General features: G+C 66.0%; 20 protein-coding genes and 2 tRNA genes. 12 read left to right on the top strand and 10 right to left on the bottom strand.

Annotated features, from left to right (window positions below; all coding sequences use genetic code 11):
- Nucleotides 1-154 precede the first annotated feature (154 nt).
- Nucleotides 155-517 (bottom strand): hypothetical protein, encoded by a 363-nt coding sequence (locus ABGB08_RS50200; RefSeq protein WP_347606209.1) that lies wholly within the window; start codon nucleotides 515-517, stop codon nucleotides 155-157.
- An 84-nt stretch (nucleotides 518-601) separates the two neighbouring features.
- Entirely contained in the window at nucleotides 602-1,318 is a 717-nt protein-coding gene (locus tag ABGB08_RS50195) for a hypothetical protein (protein ID WP_347606206.1), read from the bottom strand.
- A gap of 406 nt (nucleotides 1,319-1,724) precedes the next feature.
- Here ABGB08_RS50195 and ABGB08_RS50190 point away from each other — a divergent pair, with 406 nt between their 5' ends.
- The gene (locus tag ABGB08_RS50190) at nucleotides 1,725-2,378 is read left to right on the top strand and encodes a CHAP domain-containing protein (RefSeq protein ID WP_347606203.1); all 654 of its coding nucleotides are present in this window, start codon (nucleotides 1,725-1,727) and stop codon (nucleotides 2,376-2,378) included.
- A 71-nt stretch (nucleotides 2,379-2,449) separates the two neighbouring features.
- Here ABGB08_RS50190 and ABGB08_RS50185 read toward each other — a convergent pair whose 3' ends face one another.
- Together ABGB08_RS50185 and ABGB08_RS50180 are read right to left on the bottom strand one after the other, a co-directional pair.
- The gene (locus tag ABGB08_RS50185; protein ID WP_347606200.1) at nucleotides 2,450-3,259 is read right to left on the bottom strand and encodes an NUDIX hydrolase; all 810 of its coding nucleotides are present in this window, start codon (nucleotides 3,257-3,259) and stop codon (nucleotides 2,450-2,452) included.
- 74 nt (nucleotides 3,260-3,333) lie between these two features.
- Nucleotides 3,334-3,579 carry a hypothetical protein gene (locus ABGB08_RS50180; protein ID WP_347606197.1) on the bottom strand — a complete coding sequence of 82 codons (246 nt, stop codon included), beginning with the start codon at nucleotides 3,577-3,579 and terminating at the stop codon, nucleotides 3,334-3,336.
- 372 nt (nucleotides 3,580-3,951) lie between these two features.
- Between ABGB08_RS50180 and ABGB08_RS50175 the strand changes: the two genes are divergently transcribed.
- Nucleotides 3,952-4,236 carry a hypothetical protein gene (locus ABGB08_RS50175; RefSeq protein ID WP_347606194.1) on the top strand — a complete coding sequence of 95 codons (285 nt, stop codon included), beginning with the start codon at nucleotides 3,952-3,954 and terminating at the stop codon, nucleotides 4,234-4,236.
- 133 nt (nucleotides 4,237-4,369) lie between these two features.
- Here ABGB08_RS50175 and ABGB08_RS50170 read toward each other — a convergent pair whose 3' ends face one another.
- Nucleotides 4,370-4,537 (bottom strand): hypothetical protein, encoded by a 168-nt coding sequence (locus ABGB08_RS50170; protein WP_155351552.1) that lies wholly within the window; start codon nucleotides 4,535-4,537, stop codon nucleotides 4,370-4,372.
- A 150-nt stretch (nucleotides 4,538-4,687) separates the two neighbouring features.
- Nucleotides 4,688-5,419 carry a M15 family metallopeptidase gene (locus ABGB08_RS50165; protein ID WP_347606191.1) on the bottom strand — a complete coding sequence of 244 codons (732 nt, stop codon included), beginning with the start codon at nucleotides 5,417-5,419 and terminating at the stop codon, nucleotides 4,688-4,690.
- A 543-nt stretch (nucleotides 5,420-5,962) separates the two neighbouring features.
- Here ABGB08_RS50165 and ABGB08_RS50160 point away from each other — a divergent pair.
- Nucleotides 5,963-7,144, top strand: a complete 1,182-nt coding sequence (locus ABGB08_RS50160; protein WP_347606188.1) for an ATP-binding protein — start codon at nucleotides 5,963-5,965, stop codon at nucleotides 7,142-7,144.
- 105 nt (nucleotides 7,145-7,249) lie between these two features.
- Here ABGB08_RS50160 and ABGB08_RS50155 read toward each other — a convergent pair whose 3' ends face one another.
- Both ABGB08_RS50155 and ABGB08_RS50150 read right to left on the bottom strand, forming a co-directional pair.
- A complete protein-coding gene (locus tag ABGB08_RS50155; protein WP_347606232.1) occupies nucleotides 7,250-8,047 on the bottom strand; it encodes a MauE/DoxX family redox-associated membrane protein in 798 nt (265 codons plus the stop codon).
- A 43-nt stretch (nucleotides 8,048-8,090) separates the two neighbouring features.
- Nucleotides 8,091-9,020: a hypothetical protein gene (locus ABGB08_RS50150; protein ID WP_347606186.1), complete on the bottom strand. Its 930-nt coding sequence runs from the start codon at nucleotides 9,018-9,020 to the stop codon at nucleotides 8,091-8,093.
- Between the two features lie 264 nt (nucleotides 9,021-9,284).
- Between ABGB08_RS50150 and ABGB08_RS50145 the strand changes: the two genes are divergently transcribed.
- Nucleotides 9,285-9,785 (top strand): SigE family RNA polymerase sigma factor, encoded by a 501-nt coding sequence (locus tag ABGB08_RS50145; RefSeq protein ID WP_347606183.1) that lies wholly within the window; start codon nucleotides 9,285-9,287, stop codon nucleotides 9,783-9,785.
- On the opposite strand, the gene ABGB08_RS50140 is transcribed toward ABGB08_RS50145, so the two are convergent.
- Nucleotides 9,754-10,245 (bottom strand): MarR family transcriptional regulator, encoded by a 492-nt coding sequence (locus ABGB08_RS50140; RefSeq protein ID WP_347606180.1) that lies wholly within the window; start codon nucleotides 10,243-10,245, stop codon nucleotides 9,754-9,756. The genes ABGB08_RS50145 and ABGB08_RS50140 overlap by 32 nt on opposite strands.
- Nucleotides 10,246-10,346: 101 nt before the next feature.
- Between ABGB08_RS50140 and ABGB08_RS50135 the strand changes: the two genes are divergently transcribed.
- Nucleotides 10,347-10,910, top strand: coding sequence for a YceI family protein (locus tag ABGB08_RS50135; protein ID WP_347606177.1), 564 nt, complete (start codon nucleotides 10,347-10,349; stop codon nucleotides 10,908-10,910).
- 305 nt (nucleotides 10,911-11,215) lie between these two features.
- Nucleotides 11,216-11,305, top strand: a tRNA-Ser gene (locus ABGB08_RS50130).
- 242 nt (nucleotides 11,306-11,547) lie between these two features.
- Here the strand turns inward: ABGB08_RS50130 and ABGB08_RS50125 are convergent.
- Nucleotides 11,548-12,570, bottom strand: a complete 1,023-nt coding sequence (locus ABGB08_RS50125) for a zinc-binding alcohol dehydrogenase family protein (protein ID WP_347606174.1) — start codon at nucleotides 12,568-12,570, stop codon at nucleotides 11,548-11,550.
- A 439-nt stretch (nucleotides 12,571-13,009) separates the two neighbouring features.
- On the opposite strand from ABGB08_RS50125, the gene ABGB08_RS50120 reads away from it, so the two are divergent.
- From ABGB08_RS50120 to ABGB08_RS50095, 6 genes are all read left to right on the top strand, one after another.
- A tRNA-Pro gene (locus ABGB08_RS50120) sits at nucleotides 13,010-13,071 on the top strand.
- Nucleotides 13,072-13,650: 579 nt separating this feature from the next.
- Nucleotides 13,651-13,923 carry a hypothetical protein gene (locus ABGB08_RS50115; protein WP_347606172.1) on the top strand — a complete coding sequence of 91 codons (273 nt, stop codon included), beginning with the start codon at nucleotides 13,651-13,653 and terminating at the stop codon, nucleotides 13,921-13,923.
- 22 nt (nucleotides 13,924-13,945) lie between these two features.
- Nucleotides 13,946-14,245 (top strand): DUF5372 family protein, encoded by a 300-nt coding sequence (locus ABGB08_RS50110; RefSeq protein WP_347606169.1) that lies wholly within the window; start codon nucleotides 13,946-13,948, stop codon nucleotides 14,243-14,245.
- Nucleotides 14,246-14,278: 33 nt separating this feature from the next.
- A complete protein-coding gene (locus tag ABGB08_RS50105; RefSeq protein ID WP_347606167.1) occupies nucleotides 14,279-14,629 on the top strand; it encodes a DUF6788 family protein in 351 nt (116 codons plus the stop codon).
- Between the two features lie 100 nt (nucleotides 14,630-14,729).
- Nucleotides 14,730-17,030 (top strand): recombinase family protein, encoded by a 2,301-nt coding sequence (locus ABGB08_RS50100; RefSeq protein ID WP_347606165.1) that lies wholly within the window; start codon nucleotides 14,730-14,732, stop codon nucleotides 17,028-17,030.
- Nucleotides 17,031-17,139: 109 nt separating this feature from the next.
- Nucleotides 17,140-18,168: a reverse transcriptase domain-containing protein gene (locus ABGB08_RS50095; RefSeq protein ID WP_347606162.1), complete on the top strand. Its 1,029-nt coding sequence runs from the start codon at nucleotides 17,140-17,142 to the stop codon at nucleotides 18,166-18,168.
- Nucleotides 18,169-18,326 lie beyond the last annotated feature (158 nt).

Raw genomic sequence — 18,326 nt, 5'->3', positions numbered from 1 at the left:
GGGCGATGGTCTAAACCATACCCAACATGATCTTGATCCGCTATAGATTCCGCCGGGAAGGCGTCTTCGCGGGGAGAAAAGTTTGGTATAGTAGCTCGCTTCTGGCGGAATAGAGTAGTTCAGCACTACTCCTCGTGGCGCCGCCTTCTATTGATTACCACCCGATCGCATGTCCTGGACTATCCGGCGGGTGCGGCGCTAAGAAATTTCTCGCGTTCGCGGTGACCTGCTCAAAAGTCGGGCCGAAGTGGCGGACTATGGGGCGTCCAGGTCGACCGTGAACGGATTTTTGTCGCAAAAAGAAGCGCAGGAGGTTGGCCGCTCCGCATGCTGCGTTCGCGCCGATGAAGACGCCGGGGATGCCGTACAGCAGGGATGCCGCGCGGCCGACCGCCTGAGCAGCGATGTTCACGCCCGGGAGTTGGAGATCTCGGAGGGTGGTGGCCGATGAGGTGGTGGCCGAGCCCATGATGGCCAGCGTGGTGAGGATGCAGGTGATGACCAAGCGACGAAACATGGGCACTCCGAGAAGGGCGATTACTGTGAGTAGTCACTTCCTCTGGGAGAGTGGCATTTAACGCTCTGTCACATCATGATTTCGTCAGATGCCTTTGAAGGACTGCGTGATCCTGCGGAGGGCGGGCCGGTCGCGGTCGGCGTTGGATGCGAAGGTCCAGGTCATCACTCGGTGGTAGTTCTTCGCGCCCTCGATCACGGTCATCCAGTACACGAGTTTGAGGCCGTTCAGGGTGATGTCGAACTCGTACTCCAGCGCAGGGGAGCCATTGATGGTGAGACTCTTGGGCTCGGACTGGTGGGTCACGTCCATGGACGTGCTCAGCTCATCGATGCTGAGCTCCGCGAGCCCCGTCAAGTCCACATCGAAATCCTCCCGAGGCTGGGACAACACCAAGAGGTATTGCGTGACCTTGGGATCCACCAGCTCGATCGTGCCGATCGGGTTGAGCTCGTAGGGCTTCCAGTCGTCGGGGACGGTCACCTGGGCGGACTTGTCGTCGGCCGTGACGACCTTGCGCGATCGGATGGGGGTCGGGCTCGGACTGGCGGTGGCCTGCGTGATGACTGCCGCGGGTTGCTGGGTGGCGGCCTTGTTGCCCGCTGCCACGATCGACGCGACCATGATCGCCGTCACGCCGACGAAGGTGGCCGCGCCCACGATCCACGGGGCCAATGACGTCTTCGCCGCAGGCGGCGGATGCCCGATGACGTCCTGCGGATATCCGCCGGGGCGTGCCCAGGGGCTGGGCTGCTGCCAGGGGTTTCCCCGCTGATCCTGGGGCGGTTGTGGTGGCCACATGTGCGGTGCTCGTCCTTTACCGGAGACCGGACCGGGACCGCCCGGACGGTGAGGTTTCGACGAGCGTAGAGGCCCGCCATCGCCTTCTTCTGCGCAAAATTACGCACCCGGCCCCGTGCGATTCCCCGGCCGCCGGGTCAACCGTTGCCCAAGGCGGACTTTTTTACGCCGTACGGGGAATAGATGCTCGAAGGCAAAGATGTGCGCACCTGGGTTGACCTGGTCTTGAGCGTGGATATGTTGGAGGGGTCGCGGTTAATCCTCGACCCAAGAAGCCGCAAGGTCCGCGCTCTCGGTCACCCCCGTTTGGCAAAGCGGACACAGCCCCACTGTCTACAAAAAGCAGCTCCAGGCTTGCCGTCCTGCGGCGCGGTCTCGTAAAGCCGGAGTATCGCTCTTGGAACCAATGACGACTTACAGCGACGCCCTGCTCAAGGTGGCCGACTCCCAGCTGGGATACGCCGAAGTGAACGGTGCCTCGAAGTTCGGCGAATGGTTCGGCACGCATGTCGCCAAGAAGCCCGGATTCAAGGATGCCGCCTGGTGCGACATGTTCGTCTCCTGGGCGGCTCACCAGACCGGTCAGGCGGAGAACGTCGGCCAGTTCGCCTGGACCCCCGACCACGCCAAGTGGTTTCAGAAGCAGGGGGCCTGGGGCAGCACTCCCAAGCCCGGCGCCGTCGTCTTCTTCGACTGGGGTCACTCCAAGAACGTCAACGCGATCGACCACGTCGGCCTGGTGAAGTCCGTCATCAGCGACACCGAGATTCGCACCATCGAGGGGAACATCTCCAACGCGGTGGTGAGCAAGATCCGCGATCACGACACGATCGTCGGGTACGGATACCCGGACCAGGTCCGGGAGAACCAGGCGCAGCAGGCCGTCGCGGCCACCGCGCAGGCCAAGCCGGTTCCGCCCATGCCGGGCGATGTCTCCACCCCCGACCCTGTGGCCGCGGGCGCCCTGCTCCTCCCCGTCGCGTTGATCTTCGCGTACGCCAAGAAGCACGGCCACCTGCACCGGATTCTCTCCCCGTTGGTCCCGCGCGCCAAGCGCTGACAGACCTGGTACCGGGGCAGACGCCGAGATCCCCCTGCTCGACGTCTGTCCCGGTTTTTGCTGTGTATGGCTCAGAGTTGGGTGATCAACCAGCTTGGGCCGATGACCAGGGCGCCCAGTTCGGTCACCCGCTCGCGTAGGCCGCGGTCGGCGGTGATGACCAGGGCGCGTTCCCAGGGGCGTACGGCGCCGACCACCTCGACGATCGTGTCGTCGCCGCTGCCGGGCGCGGGCAGGACGGACAGAGCGGGGTTGAGCGGCGGCGGGGTGGCGGCGCGGGCCGCGCCCTCGACGACGGCGACCATGCGGGGGAAACGCCAGGCGAGGTCGGGGACGCCGTCGATCGGGCGCTGGAGGCCTCGGTCGGCGAGCGCGCTCAGTTCCTCCAGCAGCCGGGTCGTCGCGCCGGCCCGGTCGCGCCACCAGCCGTGCTGGGCGCGGGCGCCGATGATGTTGGCCATGTCCAGGATGAGGACGAGAGGGTCCAGCGTGGACCGCACCTGCGGCCAGGTTTCGGCGAAGCCGGGGTGGAGTTTCTTGCGGTTGATCCGGTCGGCGGAGACCCAGCGCAGGGCGATGCTCTCGCCGTTGGCGGGCGCGGCGAACAGCAGCTCGGACGCCTCGGCGATCACGGTGTGGAACGTCCAGCCGCCGTGATCGTCGAGGTAGACGCCCTGCACGCGAAGCCGGTCGCCGGTGAGGGCGGCCTCCTCGTGAGCCTCGCGCAGGGCGCTGGCGATCGCGTCCTCGTGGCTGTCGCGCGCTCCGCCGGGCAGCCCCCACGTCCCGCCGTGGTGGCTCCACCAGGAGCGCTTCTGCATCAGCACGTACGGACCTTCGGGGGTGTGGTGGACGGCGAGCAAGCCGGCCGCGCCGTGCACGCCCCAATGTTGGTGCCCCCGATCACATCGGGCCCAGCCGTCACCATCCTTTTCCGCCATGAGTCCAGTTTCGCTCACCAGGCTTCTAACGGAACCGTCATCCCTTGCTCGAACAGGACGATGCCGTCCTCGAGGCGGACCACCACGATCTGAGTCGCCAGGCCGGCTGCCTGGACTCCTTCCGCCGCGTCGTGGGCGAACTCGGCGAAATGGTAGCGGTCCACCGTGGTGAAATCGGGGGCCGGACGGGTGCAGCGCACCTCGTACCGATCCGCGGGCCAGATCGTCGGTAGGGGGCTCGAACGGAGCCACTGTTGCATCGTCGTCTCCTGTCGCGCCGCGTCACCCTTGACCACGGTCGCCGCAAGCAGTTGACCGTGCCAGCGCCGATACCGCTAGGTTGTGACGCGGCCGATGACTGATCGTTATGGAGTGGTAAGCCATCCTTCCCGATCTGTCCTCATCCGAGGGTTAACGTATGGTCCCTCACCTGCGATCTGCCACTTCCAGCAGTAGTGGGCCGCCGATAGCACGACATTCCTCGCCCGCCCCACCTTGTGGTGGGGTGGGCGTTAGGGTGATTTTTCATGAATCGACTCGTTCCAGTTTTTGCTGTTGCCGTCTTTGCCCTTGCTGGGTGTTCCGGGACGGACACCGCGGCTCCCGCGGATCCCGGCACCGTCGCCAGTTCGGTGGCCGCGAACCCGACGGAGTCGGCCATCACGATCGCCGCCGCTCCCGAACTCTCCGACGCCCAGAAGCAGGAGTTCTTCACGGCGTTGAAGGAGGTCGACGCGGGGTTGGCCACCAACGAGGTCCAGGCTCTTTCGGTCGGAATCCAGGTGTGCGAGAAGATCATCGCCTCGCCTGACGACCCCATGACGTTCTCCCAGTTCGCGGCCGACCAGCTGGCCGTGGACCTGCCCAAGGCAGAGGGTTTCGTGGCCGCGGTCAGCATGTGGTGTAACCCTGAGTGATCACGGTCATCCGCCGAGCCGTCAGCGCGTGGGTGTCGTCCCTTAGTGACCCTTGGTGATAAAGGGACCTTTGGCGATGAAAGGTCGCGCTTCCGAGGTAATCCGGTCCCCGTCCATCTGCCCGGGATGGGGATCATCCGGATAAGCAGGTGAGGGCGTCTTCGCGCAGGTCGAGGGCCTGGAGTTGCTCGATGAGCTCACGCCGGTCGGCGGGAGTGAGCCTGGCGTGGACGAGACCTCGGGGGACGAGGATGACGTCGCCGGAGGCCGGGCACGGGAGGAGGTCGAGCGGGAAAGCCATGGCCCGATCCTGGCAGACGTCACCGACAGTTCCGGGCCCCCGATCGTTGACCAGTCGGTTCGGACAGGGTTTATCGCGCAGGAGCTGTTCTGACCGACCGCACAGATGGATCTGCAGCACGAACGGCGACGATGTCCGGCTAGATCCTGTCTAACGGCCGCTCTTGGAGAAGTGCTGGAAGTCCTTGATGCCGGACCAGTCGCCGCCCCAGCCCCAGCCGATCGCCGCGAAAGCACGGACGACCTTGTCGCCTGGGTTGATCACTCCGGGCTTGTCGAGCGGGCGCTTGACGTACGCGTCGGCGTTCCTGTGGGCGTTGGAGCCGTCGGCCTCGAGGTAGGGGTTCTCGCGCGGGTTGAGGTCGACCGCGAAGCCGTACGCATGCTGGGACCAGTGGGTTGAGCCGGTCGCGGCGCGGCAGTTGAAGGCGGAGGTGTTGTCGACGTCGATCGAGTCGTAGTCGTCGCCTTTGTAGACGTCGACGAGTTCCATGCGGCGGATGGGGTAGCGGTCGTCGTACAGCTTGCGGAAGACCGAGACGACGTCCTTGGCGACCGAGGCGTTGAGGACCATTTCGCCGGTGTGGGCCTTTTTGTCGAATCCCCAGTAGGTCATGGTGACCAGGCGCAGATCGTTCAGGGCGACGGGGCAGCCTTCGCGCCAGGAGTATTTGACCTGGTCGCGGGTGACTGGGCTGATCTTCGCGGTGAATTCGGGGGGAGAGGTGGGGGTCGCGGCCGGGGGTGAGGCTGCGGGGGTCGGGGGCGTCTGGGTCGAGGGGGGTTCTGGAGTGAGGAGCGCCTGGGAGGCGGTCTGGGCTCCGCATGCGGACGCGCCTAGGAGCGCCAGGGCGATCACGATGGCTGACCTGCGGGTGGACATGGGTTTGAGGGTACCTACACCGCTCGCGGGGGTCCCGGGAACGGGAAGATGGATGTAATGCCTGGTCAGGCGGTGTTTCCACGCTCGTGCGAGCCTTGTTGCGACATGAAACCCTTGCGGGTCCTTGGGCGGCTTTTGGGGGAAATATCATCGCCCTTTGGGCTGGTCTTGGTTGTGGGCCGTGGTCGAGCTGCCGCTTGGTCTCCTCGTACGCCCCTGCTGGCTGCGCCGCGCGGACGTTGTCGCGCTATATCCCGACATAGCCGGTCCTAAACGATCTTTGCGCGAGCTTTTCTCGGGAAAGGCTCGCGCACATGTTCGATCCCGCGCTACAGTCATCGGCATCGGATCGAACATGGGTTCGTACCGGGCTCCCTTGGGAGGCGGTCGCCCATACGCGCAGGTGAGGAGGAGCGCATGGCACTGCTAGCGGCTCCGATCCCGCCCACCCGATGCCCCGGCACCCGCCGTTCCGCGACACGCCGTAGCGCTTTCTATGGAAATCTACGACGGCCGCTATATCCGGTCATAAAGTCCGACAGCGTGGACCCTGTGCGTAACCCCTACGCCCCCGGCGCTGGCCAGCGTCCCCCCGAGCTCGCCGGCCGTGATCGTGAGCTCCAGCAGTTCGAGGTCGTCCTTGAACGGGTGGCCCGCGGCCGCCCGGAGCGAAGCATGGTCGTGACCGGGCTGCGCGGCGTCGGTAAGACCGTGCTGCTCAACACCTTCAAGTCGATGGCCATCCAGCGCCTCTGGGGCACCGGCAAGATCGAGGCACGGCCGGACCAGTCGATCCGCCGCCCGGTCGCCGCCGCCCTGCACATGGCGATCCGCGAGCTGGCCCCCCGGCATCGCGGTCCCGAGCGTATCGACGAATTCCTCGGCGTGCTCAAGGCGTTCGCGATGCGCGACCCCGCGGCGGCCAAGGGCACGTCGCACTGGTCGCCCGGCATCGACGTCCCCGCCAGCCGGGGACGCGCCGACTCCGGCGACCTGGAGATCGACCTGACCGAGCTGTTCGTGGACGCGGCCAGCGTGGCCACCGACCTCGGCGTCGGCATCGCCCTGTTCATCGACGAGATGCAGGACGTGCCGGCCTTGGACGTCTCCGCCCTCTGCGCGGCCTGCCACGAACTCTCCCAGACCAGCGGCCGGTTGATCGTGGTCGGGGCGGGACTCCCGCACCTCCCCTCGGTCCTGTCGGCCAGCAAGAGCTACTCCGAGCGGTTGTTCAGGTATGCGCGAATCGACCGCCTCGACCGCGAGGCCGCCGACCTGGCGCTGATCGCCCCCGCCCAGGAGGAGGGCGTCGCGTTCACGCCGGAAGCGCTTGACGCGCTCTACGAGGCGGCCGACGGCTATCCCTACTTCGTCCAGGCGTATGGCAAGGTCGCCTGGGATCTCGCGCCACGGAGCCCGATCACCGCCGAGGACATCAAGGTGTCCGCTCCGGAGGCCGAGGAGGAACTCGCCGTCGGCTTCTTCGGCAGCCGCTACGAACGTGCCACCCCGGCAGAACGCGACTATATGCACGCGATGGCGCAACTCGGGGACGACCCCGTGCCCACCGCCGATGTGGCCGACGCGCTCGGCCGCAAGCCGTCCAGCCTTTCCCCGGCGCGCGACAGCCTGATCAAGAAGGGCCTGATCTACAGCGCCGAACGGGGGCAGATCGCCTTCACCGTCCCCCACTTCGGGAGGTTCTTACGTGCCCAGCCGCTCTGACCGCTGGGCCCATTGACCTCTCTACGGCTTTCTAGCGGGGAAGCTAGAGAGCCGTAGAGAGTCCAATCGCTGCGCCTGGATTCAGGAATCTACGGCTCTCTAGTGTCAGGCTGATACAGGGATAGATTCCTGCAGAGGCGCCTGCCGCCCGTCCGCGCCCACGATCGCCGCGCGGACGGGCGGGCGACGGCCGCTCAGGTAGACCGCGAAGACGACATCCGATCCATCCACCGCGTCGAACGCGAAGAAGCGCCAGCAGAGTTCACGCCAGCTGTCGGAGGGCTCCTCCGATTTCAGCATCGGGTAATGGGCGCGCCAGGCCGTGCTCGATCGCAGCCGGGAGAAGGCGCGGTCGGCGGGGAAGGGGCGCTGTTCGCAGGGGGCCCGGTAGCGAAGCCGGGCCAGGGATTCCTCGATCTCGGGGGAAAGGATCAGGAGCAGCATGATGCCGCCGCCGAGCCAGGCCGCGAATGTCCACGTCAGATGGGGCAGGCCACTGGTGTTGTGGAGCGCGATCATGATCGCCATCGCGGTCAGCACCACCGTGCGGCCGATGGATCGCAGGCCGACCGGTCTGGCGCTGACCTCGCCGAAGCAACCGCAGCCCACGTCGGGGCGGCGCCTTCGCAGGTCCCACAGGACATATGTGGACACAGCGAAGAACGCGACCGTCATCCAGCGCGGGAGGGGGTGGTCGAAGAAGACCAGGCCGATCGCGAGGCCGAACTCGACCACGGCACAGAAGATCATCGCTGGTCGGCGGAACCGTTCAGGCATCAGCACCGCCGGGCCCAGCCTGCCCAGCGCGCCGGGCTCCGCGTCACTGCCGACGCTGGCCAGCTTGGCCACGCCGCCCAGCGCGAACATGAACACCAGGATCGGCTCCGCCGCCGCCGCGATCATCTCGCTCACCCAACATCCTCCTTCTGCCCCGAGCTGTCGCGCGTCACGTCAACCCCACCCGCGCGTTGAAGCACCCCTTGGTCAGATCCCCGCCGAGCTCGACGTACGAGGTGGCCGAGAGTTCCACGATGCGGCCGCGCGGCGAAGTCCCGCATTCCACGCATCGATCGCAGAACCGTCCGGCCAGGCAGCCGCACGCCACGATCGGCAACGCCGCCGCTCGCCCCGCACAGACATTCCGCACAGACAACATGGACCCGAGCGCCAGATAGGGCAGCCCGGCGCACGAGACGCCCGCATCCTCGCATTCGGAGTCGGAGCGCTCCAACATCGCATAAGCCGCGCCTCGATCGGTGAAGTCCGACCAGACCGCGGTCCCGGAGATCTTCGACTGGACCCCGCCGTAGGCGGGGGGCGGCGGCGGGACGGATTCAGCCCGGTAGGCGGGCTGCGAGGTAGCCGGAAGCTGGGCGAGCGGAGTGCCGTCGCGGATCACGCCGATGGCGTCGAAGAGATAGCCCGGCTCCAGCTTCGGATACCGCACCCGCACTCGCCCGGAAGATCGATAAGGGATCACGATCGACCGATGCCCGCGATGCGGGCCGCAGTCAAGCTCGATGGCGAGGTCGGTCCGGCCGCTGACCGAGCGGATGATGCCCGTCATCCTGGTGATATCCGCCCAGATGCGGTCCACTACCTTGCCGGAACGCAAGGCCCTGATGATCACTCGGGATCCGACCGGAAGATCTGCCGGCGTGATGGTTCCACCCCGCCACACGGTCGCCCACGGCGCGATCACGAGCCGCTCCTCGTCACCGTCGTCGGTCTCCACGATGATCAGGTGCGGGCTGACGTCGAGGATCACGCCACTGACCGCGTCCAGCATCACGCCGTCGTCGGCCGCCAGCTGAGCCGGATCGGGATCCCGGCCGAGTACGGCTGCCGCCAGCGCGCGCCTACGTTCAACATGCATCGCCACACCCACCAGCCTCACATGATGTCTAGCCTGATAGGGGGATAATTTCCGCGCTGGGCGGTGTGTGGTAGCAGAATTCCCACTCCTGGTGGAATCCGTTGACCCCGAGTCGGGGCAAACCCGACCCTAATCGGCTGTGCCGTACCCGACAAAGAGCAAAGTCGATCGTGTCAGCGGGCTTAAATGATCTTTGCGGTCAGCAGTGCGAAACCTTGATTCCGGCTCAGCCGGACGAACGGCTCGGGCTGGGATTCTGATCGCATGATCGCAAGCCACGAGGAGTTCCGGGAGTACGTGGTGACTCGCGGGTCGGCTCTGCTGCGCGCGGCGAACCAGCTCACGGGCAACCCCGCCGACGCCGAAGATCTGCTGCAGGCGGCGCTGGCCAAGACATATGTGGCGTGGGACCGGATTCAAGATCGTGCCGCGCTGGATGGGTACGTGCGCCGCGCGATGGTCAATATCAATATCTCGTGGTGGCGCCGACGAAAGCTGGAGGAATACCCTTCCGACGAAATTCCTGACATTCCCGTCTATCAGGATCCCGGTCATCGGTACGACGAGCTGGAGAACGCGCTGCGCCGGCTACCGGCCCGGCAGCGGACGGCGATCGTTTTGCGGTACTACGAGGACATGACGGAACCCGAGATCGCCAAAGCGCTGGGGATCAGCGTCGGGACCGTGAAGAGCACGGTCTCCCGGGCCATGGCGAAGCTCCGCGGCGATTTGCTCATCCCTGGCCAGCGTCAACCCTTGGGTTGATCACCCCGGCGGTGGCGCAGGGGCGTACCACATCACGAATAGTCCGGAGCATGTCCAGAAATATCGTGAGTTGTTCTGGGGACAGCAGGCCGGTGAACCAGAGTTCGATGTCCGCCAGGTGCTGGGGGAGCACTTGCTGAAGGCGTGCGTTGCCCGCCTCGGTGATCACCGCGTAGGACGCCCGCCGGTCGGTCGCGCATGCCTCGCGCACCACCAAGCCTTCGCGTTCCAGCCGGTCCACGACCCGGGTGATCCCGCTCGTCGACAGTGACGTCTGGGCGGCGAGGTCACTCATTCGCAGGCTCTGCCGGGGCGACCGGGCGAGCCGGATCAGCGTCTCGAAGTCGACATCCGACAGCCCTGCCTTCGCGATTCCGGCATTGGCCTTGTCGGCTATCCCAGTGTAAACCTCGGCGAACAGCCCCATCGCTGTCAGCCGAGGATCTTCAAAAGCGTCCATGCTCAGAAGTCTACGCGACGGTAGTTGACGTGAGGAATATTCCTCGTGTAGACATTTGTTGCTGCAAACATCCGCAAGGCAACAATCTCTGGAGATCAGCTATGAGTGTTCGTGAGTGGCAGGGCATCACCATCCCGGTCGCCGGTGAGTTCGCCCTCGACGGGGCACACACCCGGGTCGGATTCGTCGCCAAGCACATGATGGTCAGCAAGGTCCGTGGCAACTTCGCCGAGTTTAGCGGCAAGATCGTCATCGCCGAGAACCCGGCCGAATCGGCCGTGGACGTCACGATCCAGGCGGCGAGCATCAACACCGGTGTCGCCGACCGCGACACCCACCTCCGCAGCGACGACTTCCTGTCCGCCGACAAGTTCCCCGAGGTGACGTTCCGCAGCACGGCCGTCCAGGACTTCAGCGGAGACGAGTTCACCCTGGTCGGCGACCTCACCGTCCGCGACGTCACCAAGCAGGTCGCGCTCAAGGCCGAGTTCGGCGGCGCCGCCACCAACCCCTGGGGCCAGGAGATCTTCGGCTTCTCCGCCGAAGCCGAACTCGACCGTGAGGTCTTCGGCCTGACCTGGAACCAGGCTCTGGAGGCCGGCGGCTTCCTCGTCGGCAAGAAGATCAAGATCGAAATCGAAGGCGAAGCGGTACGGCAGGCCTGAACCCCCTACGAAGGACAGGCGCGCGCAGCCGGGCCGGACAACCCGCCCATCCCGACCGCGCCCTGACATCGAGGCGAGCTCGCGCAGCACGGTCCCGTCCGATCAAGCCCGAAGCCGCTCTGACCTCAGGTGGAACGGCCCGCGTGCCATCCACACCTTGCGCACAGCCCTTATCCACAGCCTGTGGATAAGGGCTGTGCGCTTCCCGAACCTCACACTGGACTGCCCGCCCTGCGCCACACCTCAATTCACTTTGCCGCCTCGCACGATCGCCGGTACTCTGTCCTGAGCCACATCGGCTACCGGGAGGTTTCGCCTAGTCCGGTCTATGGCGCCGCACTGCTAATGCGGTTTGGGTCTTAAGCCCATCCGGGGTTCAAATCCCCGAACCTCCGCAGTTCAATGGCCCTCTCCCAACCCGGGAAGAGGGCCATTTTTGATCTTAATCAAGATCAAATACTCGATGTGAGGCCAATGCGAGGCCAAGATCGCAAGGCTGTCGCTTCCGGAGATGAGCGCCGTGCCCGCCTCCCGTCCGGGAAGAGGGCCATTCTTGCCCTCTAAACCACTCCGGTGGGCACATGGTGGGCACGCCCGGAGGCGATCTCGCTTTCTGGACCAAGAGCCTTCGGGCTGATCAGTTGCCGATGTGGAGGACCGCAGCGCCGTTCATGCGGTCGGCGGCCAGGTCGGTAAGCGCGTCCGCGGCGTTGGCGAAGTCGTACGGGACGGTGGTGACCTGGAGGGGGTTGCGTGCGGCGAATGCCAGGAACGCGTGGCCGTCGTCGCGGGTGTTGGCGGTGACGCTGCGCAGGACGCGCTCCTGGAAGAGGTGTCGTTCGTAGGTGAGGCTGGGGATGTCGGTGAGGTGGATGCCCGCGACGGCGAGCGTGCCGCCGCGGTCGAGCGCCTCCAGCGCCACTGGCACGAGATCACCCACGGGGGCGAAGAGGATGGCCGAATCGAGTGGTTCGGGTGGTGCGTCGTAGGCGCCCCGCGCCGACGCCGCCCCCAGGTCGAGGGCAAGCTCGCGCGCTTTCTCTGACCTTGTCAGCACATGTACGGCAGCGCCTTGGGCGATGGCCACTTGAGCGGTGAGATGCGCTGACGCGCCGAAGCCGTAGATGCCAAGCCGGCCACCGGGCGGGAGGTCGGCCTGGAGCAGCGCACGATATCCGATGATTCCGGCGCACAACAGCGGAGCCAGCTTCTCCGCAGGATGATCCTCCGGCAGCGGATAGACATAGGCCTCGGGGGCGAGAAGGTATTCGGCGTAACCGCCGTCCGCATCCCAGCCGGTATACGTGGAATACGGGCAGAGGTTCTCCGCCCCGCGCAGGCAATACCGGCATGTGCCACAGGTCGACCGCAGCCAAGCCACCCCCACTCGAGACCCGACCGTCAGGTCCGCATTCGTCGCCCCTGCCACGATGTGCCCGACCGCCTCGTGGCCCGGAACCGTGCGCGGCCGATGTGGGTCAAGGTCGCCTTCGGCGAGGTGCAGGTCGGTACGGCACACCGCGCAGACCTCAACCTTGATCAGCACCTGGCCCGGAAGGGGTTCGGGCACCGGAATTCGCACCCGCTTCAACGGCTCAGTCGACATCGGCCCTGGCCGATCAACGACCCAAGCGTTCATCTCGTCCGGAATCCGCACCATGAGTCCGACGATAGGGCGGGCAGGGCGGACCGCGCGTCAGGGCACCTCTCTCATTAGGCCAACGTTCGATCAGCGCGCCCTTGAGCCGCGCACAAGACAGTGTGGCGGCGGGAGCAGCATTCCCCCACAGGCGACTATTCACGTCAGCTGTGAGAGCGGGCATCCAAGGGCGGCCGAGCAGTACGTTGTCGAGTGCCTGGGCGCATACGGGGAGCGGCTCGCGAACTCGTTGCGGAGCATGCGCCGTGGCGGGACGGCGTTGAGCTCCAGGCCAGCTCCCAGGACTTCCCTCAGTCACGTCATCACGCATGGTGATGAGTCTGCCACCCGCCACCGACAGAATCCTGAGCCCGCCGTCCGGCAGCGTAATTCCCGAAATCAGATGAATGCTGGAAAGCATCCTTGTTACCGTTCTTCTGCCGGAACAGTAAACCGGGTGTGGGGCAGTTTGGTCAGCCCGCCTGCTTTGGGAGCAGGAGTATCGCAGGTTCGAATCCTGCGTGTGTCACGAACACTGAAAGGAGCTTGATGTAGGCAGAGTTCCTCGAAGTGGTGCTGCGTGGAAGATGAAGGTTTGGCCCTTCGGAGCCGCCCTGCGGGGGGAGGCTTCAAACCGCCTCATGCTGCGTTAGCTGAAGACTGTCGTGGTGAGCGATGAGGAAAAGGCGCCCATGATGGTGTCAGGTGGGGATCAGGAAGACGAGCGCAAGCGAATCGCTGTTGAAGTGTCGAAATCGAATCAGTCGACGTCGGAACCGGGGCGTGTAGGAAGTTCCGGGATGAGCCTGGCGGGTGCCCGCTGATTGGTCAGGCGGCGTCCGGCATGGAGGCGACGTGAGTCTGATCTGCTGCTTTCACGCGGAACGTGAGAAGGCCTGTCCCGATACCGCTGCCCGGAGGGGCGGCGAGAGGGAGACTCCCAAACGGCTAAACCGTGAGGGATTGAGTACCGTCGCGGGGCGGGCCGGCGGACCGGCTCGTAGTAGCTGTGAAACTCCTGTAGTGGGAGTGGAGCCAAGGGGCCGGGTCATCTGTGGCATGTTCGTTTGGTCAACCAGGCACGAGCCTGGGAGGAGCTTTATGGACAAGCTGAAGTCGCAGGACAAGCCGTTTGCCATCTCCAAGCGGGATGTCTGGGAGGCATTCCAGGAGGTGAGGAAGAACAAGGGCGCGGCGGGCGTGGACGGGAAGTCCATCGAGGACTTCGAGGCCGATCTGAAGAATAACCTCTACAAGATCTGGAATCGTATGTCGTCGGGGACCTACTTTCCGCCTCCGGTGCGTGCGGTGGAGATACCGAAGCAGCATGGCGGTGGGATGAGGATGCTGGGCATCCCGACGGAGACGGCATAGTGCCGGACCGTCCAATGATCCTTTGGGTTTCGTCATCGTCACCCATCCGTTCCATCCGCTGAAGGGGCAGCGGCTGGACATCCTCTACGTCAAGCGCCGCGGTAGTGACGTGGTGTTCGTCTGCTCGGGCGGGGTGTCGGGGCAGATCACGCTCCCGGCGGGGTGGACCGACCGGGGCGAGCCGCCGCAGCAGCGCCGGTTGTCGGCCGAGCATCTGGCCGCGCTGAACACGCTGGTCCGGGCCCTGGGGCCAGAGCGGCTGTCGGGCGAGGCTCTGTCGGCGCTGGACGTGCTGGCCCGCGGCACTGTCGAAGGTCGTTGACGGTGATGCCTGATACCGGCACACTCTTGTGTGATGAGAGAGCACAAGAACGATCTGGTGGGGATGTCGACCAGAGCGCTGCTGGCGCGGCGTCGCGCCCTGGCCGGGCGGCTCGGCAATGTGGAGCAGACGCTGGCCGGGTCGTTGGTGGAGCAGACGCGCCGGTGCGGGAAGGCCGGGTGCCGGTGCGCCGACGGCGAAGGGCACGGCCCGTACTCCTACTTCAGCCCGAAGGTCGCCGGCCGCGGCCGGATGAAGTACGTCCCTGCTGGGCTGGTCGAGGTGGTGCGCCGCTACCTGGGCCGGCACGAGGAGATCGAGGCCGTGCTGGCAGAGATCTCGGCGATCAACGCCGAGCTGTTGGCCCGGCGGGAGTTGATCTGATCCATGACCGGTCCCGTCGTCCTTGCGGGCCCCGCGCGGGCCGAGGCGGTGGCGGTGCTGGCCAACATGACGGCGGCGGCGCTGAAAGGTGGCGACGCCGGTGAACGGCGAACACAAGATCACGAGTGGGCATCGGGGCCGGCTGGCGATCGTCTACCTGCGCCAGAGCTCGATGGCGCAGGTCCGCCAGCACACCGAGTCGACGATGCGCCAGTACGGCCTGGCCGAGGAGGCCGTCCGGCTGGGCTGGGCGGACGGCGACATCATGGTGATCGACACCGATCTGGGCGTCTCGGGCCGGTGGGGCGTGGCCCGGGAGGGCTTCACCGAACTGGTGAGGCGGGTCTGCACGGGCGAGGTCGGGGCGATCTTCGGGATCGAGATCTCCCGGCTGGCCCGCTCCAACGCCGAGGTGGCCCGGCTGACGGAGTTCGCGAAAATCACCGGGACGCTGCTGATCGACGCCGACGGCGTCTACGACCCCGCCGATGTCAACGACCGGATGCTGCTCGGCCTGAAGAGCACCATGGGAGAGGTGGAACTGCATGTGATGGCCGGGCGGCTGTTGGAGGCCAAACGTGCTGCCGCCGCCCGCGGCGACCTACGGACCCCGCTGCCGGTCGGGTTCGTCCACGACGACCTCGGCGACATCATGATCGACCCCGACGAGCAGGTCCAGGCCGCGATCCGTGACGTGCTGTCCGGGTTCAGCTCGTGCGGGTCGGCTTACGGGGTGGTCGCGCTGTTCGCCGGCCGCAGGTTCCCGTTGCGCGCCTATGGCGGGGCGTGGGCCGGGCGGCTGCGCTGGGGCAGGCTCACCCACGCCCGCGTCGTCGGCATTTTGAAGAACCCGTGTTACGCCGGCGCCTACGTGCACGGCCGGTACGCCTCCCGCCGCACCGTCGACCCGGATGGGACGGTGCACACCGCAACGTGGGAGCGGCCCCGCGACCAGTGGCCGGTCCTGCTCAAAGACCACCACGAGGGCTACATCAGCTGGGCGGAATTCCTGGCCAACGAGGCGAAGCTGGCCGCCAACCGGACCAACGCCGGGGCTCGGCCACCGCGTGAGGGCTGCGCGCTGTGTCAGGGGATCATCATGTGTGGCAGCTGCGGCAAGCCGATGCGCACCAACTACCACACCGATCAGCGGCCGTCCTATGAGTGCAGCTCGCGGGCGGATCGGCTGACCACGCCGACCTGCCGGTCGGTCGCCGCCTCCTATGTGGACGATGCGGTCGCCGCCGTCCTGCTGGCCGCGCTCACCCCCGAGCAGGTCGCGCTCGCGTTGTCGGCCGCCGACCAGGTCACCGACCGCCACGCCAGGGTCAGCCGGGCTGCGGAGCTCACGCTCGAGCGGGCCCGTTATGAGGCGGACCGGGCCGAGCGCGCCTACCACGAATGCGAACCGGAGAACCGGCTGGTCGCCCGCACCCTGGAGAACCGGTGGGAGAACAAGCTGTTCGCCCTTGCCGAGGCCGAAGCAGCGCTGCAGACCGCAACCGAGGCGCTGCCTACGCTGCCCACCCGTGCCGATCTGGAGCAGCTCGCCACCGACCTGCCCGCGTTGTGGGACGCGCCCACCACCAGCGACAAAGACCGGAAACGGCTGTTACGCACGCTGATCTCCGATGTCACCCTGCTTCCCGAGTCCGACTGCGGCAAGGTGCGGATCGGGATCCGCTGGCACACTGGGGCAGTCGAGGAGCTCACCGTCGCCCGGCCCGTCCACCCCGGCACCGCCAGACGCAGCTCACCGGCGGCCGTTGAGCTGGTGCGGCGGCTCGGGCCGACCACCAGCAACGCCGACCTAGTCGTCGCCTTGAACGCCGCCGGACTGCACACCGGCGACGGGCGCCCGTTCGACATCGACGCCGTCCAATGGATTCGCCACGTGCACAAGATCCGGACGCCGTCCCCCTACGCCGACGGGGAGATCTCCGTCTGCGACGTCGCCGGCAAGCTCGGCTGCAGTACCGGAGCCGTCTACGACTGGATCAAGAAAGGCCTTCTGCGTGCTCGCCGTGGCGGCGGCAACCGGCTCTGCATCGCCTGGGACGAGCACGTCGAGGCCGACTGCCGGACCATGATCGAGCAGTCCGCGCACCTCAACCCCGATCCGGCCGCTCGCCGCCGGAAGAACCCCGCTCCGGCGTCGGCCACGATCACTTCCGCCGACAGCGAGATCAGCGTGACCGAGGCCGCCACCCGGCTGGGCTGCAGCATCGGCGTCGTCTACTACTGGATCGAATCCGGCCACCTCGGCGCCCGCCGAGGACCGGGCAACCGGCTCCACATCGGCTGGAATACCCAGGTCGAGACGGCCTGCCGCACCTGGATCGACCAATCCGGGCATCTCAACCCGCAGGCCCGGCGAAGTAAGCCACGGCAACGGCGTTGAACAACGACATCCAGAATGTCGGTGCTCTCGGGCACCATGTCATCCATCGGCACGAGCCAAGGCCTGACCAGCACGAATCGACCGCATCGGCAAACATCCCGACACGCGATTGCAGGAGGGGCAGTATGAATCACCCGTCCCGACCGTCGCCGACAGAGTGGCGCAGACCGTGGTCGCCCGGCATCTGATGGAGCGGGTGGAACCGGCGTTCCACGACGACTCCTGGGGGTATCGGCCGAACCGGTCGGCGTTGCAGGCGGTGGAGCGTTGCCGGGAACGATGCTGGAGACGTGACTGGGTGATCGATCTCGACATCCAGAAGTTCTTCGACAGCGTCCGGTGGGACCTCATCGTCAAGGCTGTGGAGGCGCACACCGACGCCACATGGGTGCTGTTGCATGTGAAGCGGTGGCTTGCCGCCCCATTGCAGTTGCCCGATGGCACCTTGCAGGACAGGACCATGGGAACCCCGCAGGGTTCCGCGGTTTCTCCTGTGCTGGCCAATCTGTTCATGCATTATGCGTTTGATCTGTGGTTGTCGCGGGAGTTCCCGTCGGTGCAGTTCGAACGTTACGCCGATGACGCGGTGGTGCATTGCGTGAGCGAACGTCAGGCCCGTGAGGTCCTTGCGGCGCTGGCGGACAGGATGGAGTCGGTCGGGCTGCGCTTGCATCCCGACAAGACCAGGATCGTGTACTGCAAGGACGGGAAGCGGCGTGGGTCGTACGAGCACACCTCTTTCACATTTTTAGGATTCACGTTCCAAGCACGTGGTGCGCGGGACGGAAAGGGAGCGATGTTCCTGTCGTTCTCACCCGCGATCGGCAAGGACGCCTTGAAGAAGCTCAATGAAGAGGTCCGCAAGTGGCGGCTTCATCAACGGGTGAATCACACCTTCGGTGAACTCGCCAAAGGCATCAATCCGATCGTGGCGGGCTGGATGCAGTACTACGGCCGGTTTTACCGGTCGAAGCTGTATCCGCTCCTGGGGCGCATCAACGCCTACCTGGTGCGCTGGATCCGCAACAAGTACAAACGGCTACGAGGGGTGAAGAAGGCCCGCCAGTGCTGGGAAGGGATCACCTCCGGGTATCCCCGCATGTTCACACACTGGAAATGGGTCGCCTCCGTCTGGTGATCAAGATGACAAGAGCCCGGTGACGGGAGACTGTGCGCCGTCTAACTCGGCGCCAGATCGCCCCCGCAGGGGGCAGAGGTTCGGGAGGAGGTGACCTCTGGGCCACCCGCCTTACCTGAACGGGAAACCGGGAGGGGACAAGAGCATGGCGGGAAAGC

This window comes from Acrocarpospora sp. B8E8 (assembly GCF_039871605.1).
Taxonomy (GTDB): Bacteria; Actinomycetota; Actinomycetes; order Streptosporangiales; family Streptosporangiaceae; genus Acrocarpospora; species Acrocarpospora macrocephala.
The sequence above is the reverse complement of the archived record's forward strand: the minus strand, read 5'-3'. Positions and strand labels throughout refer to the sequence as shown.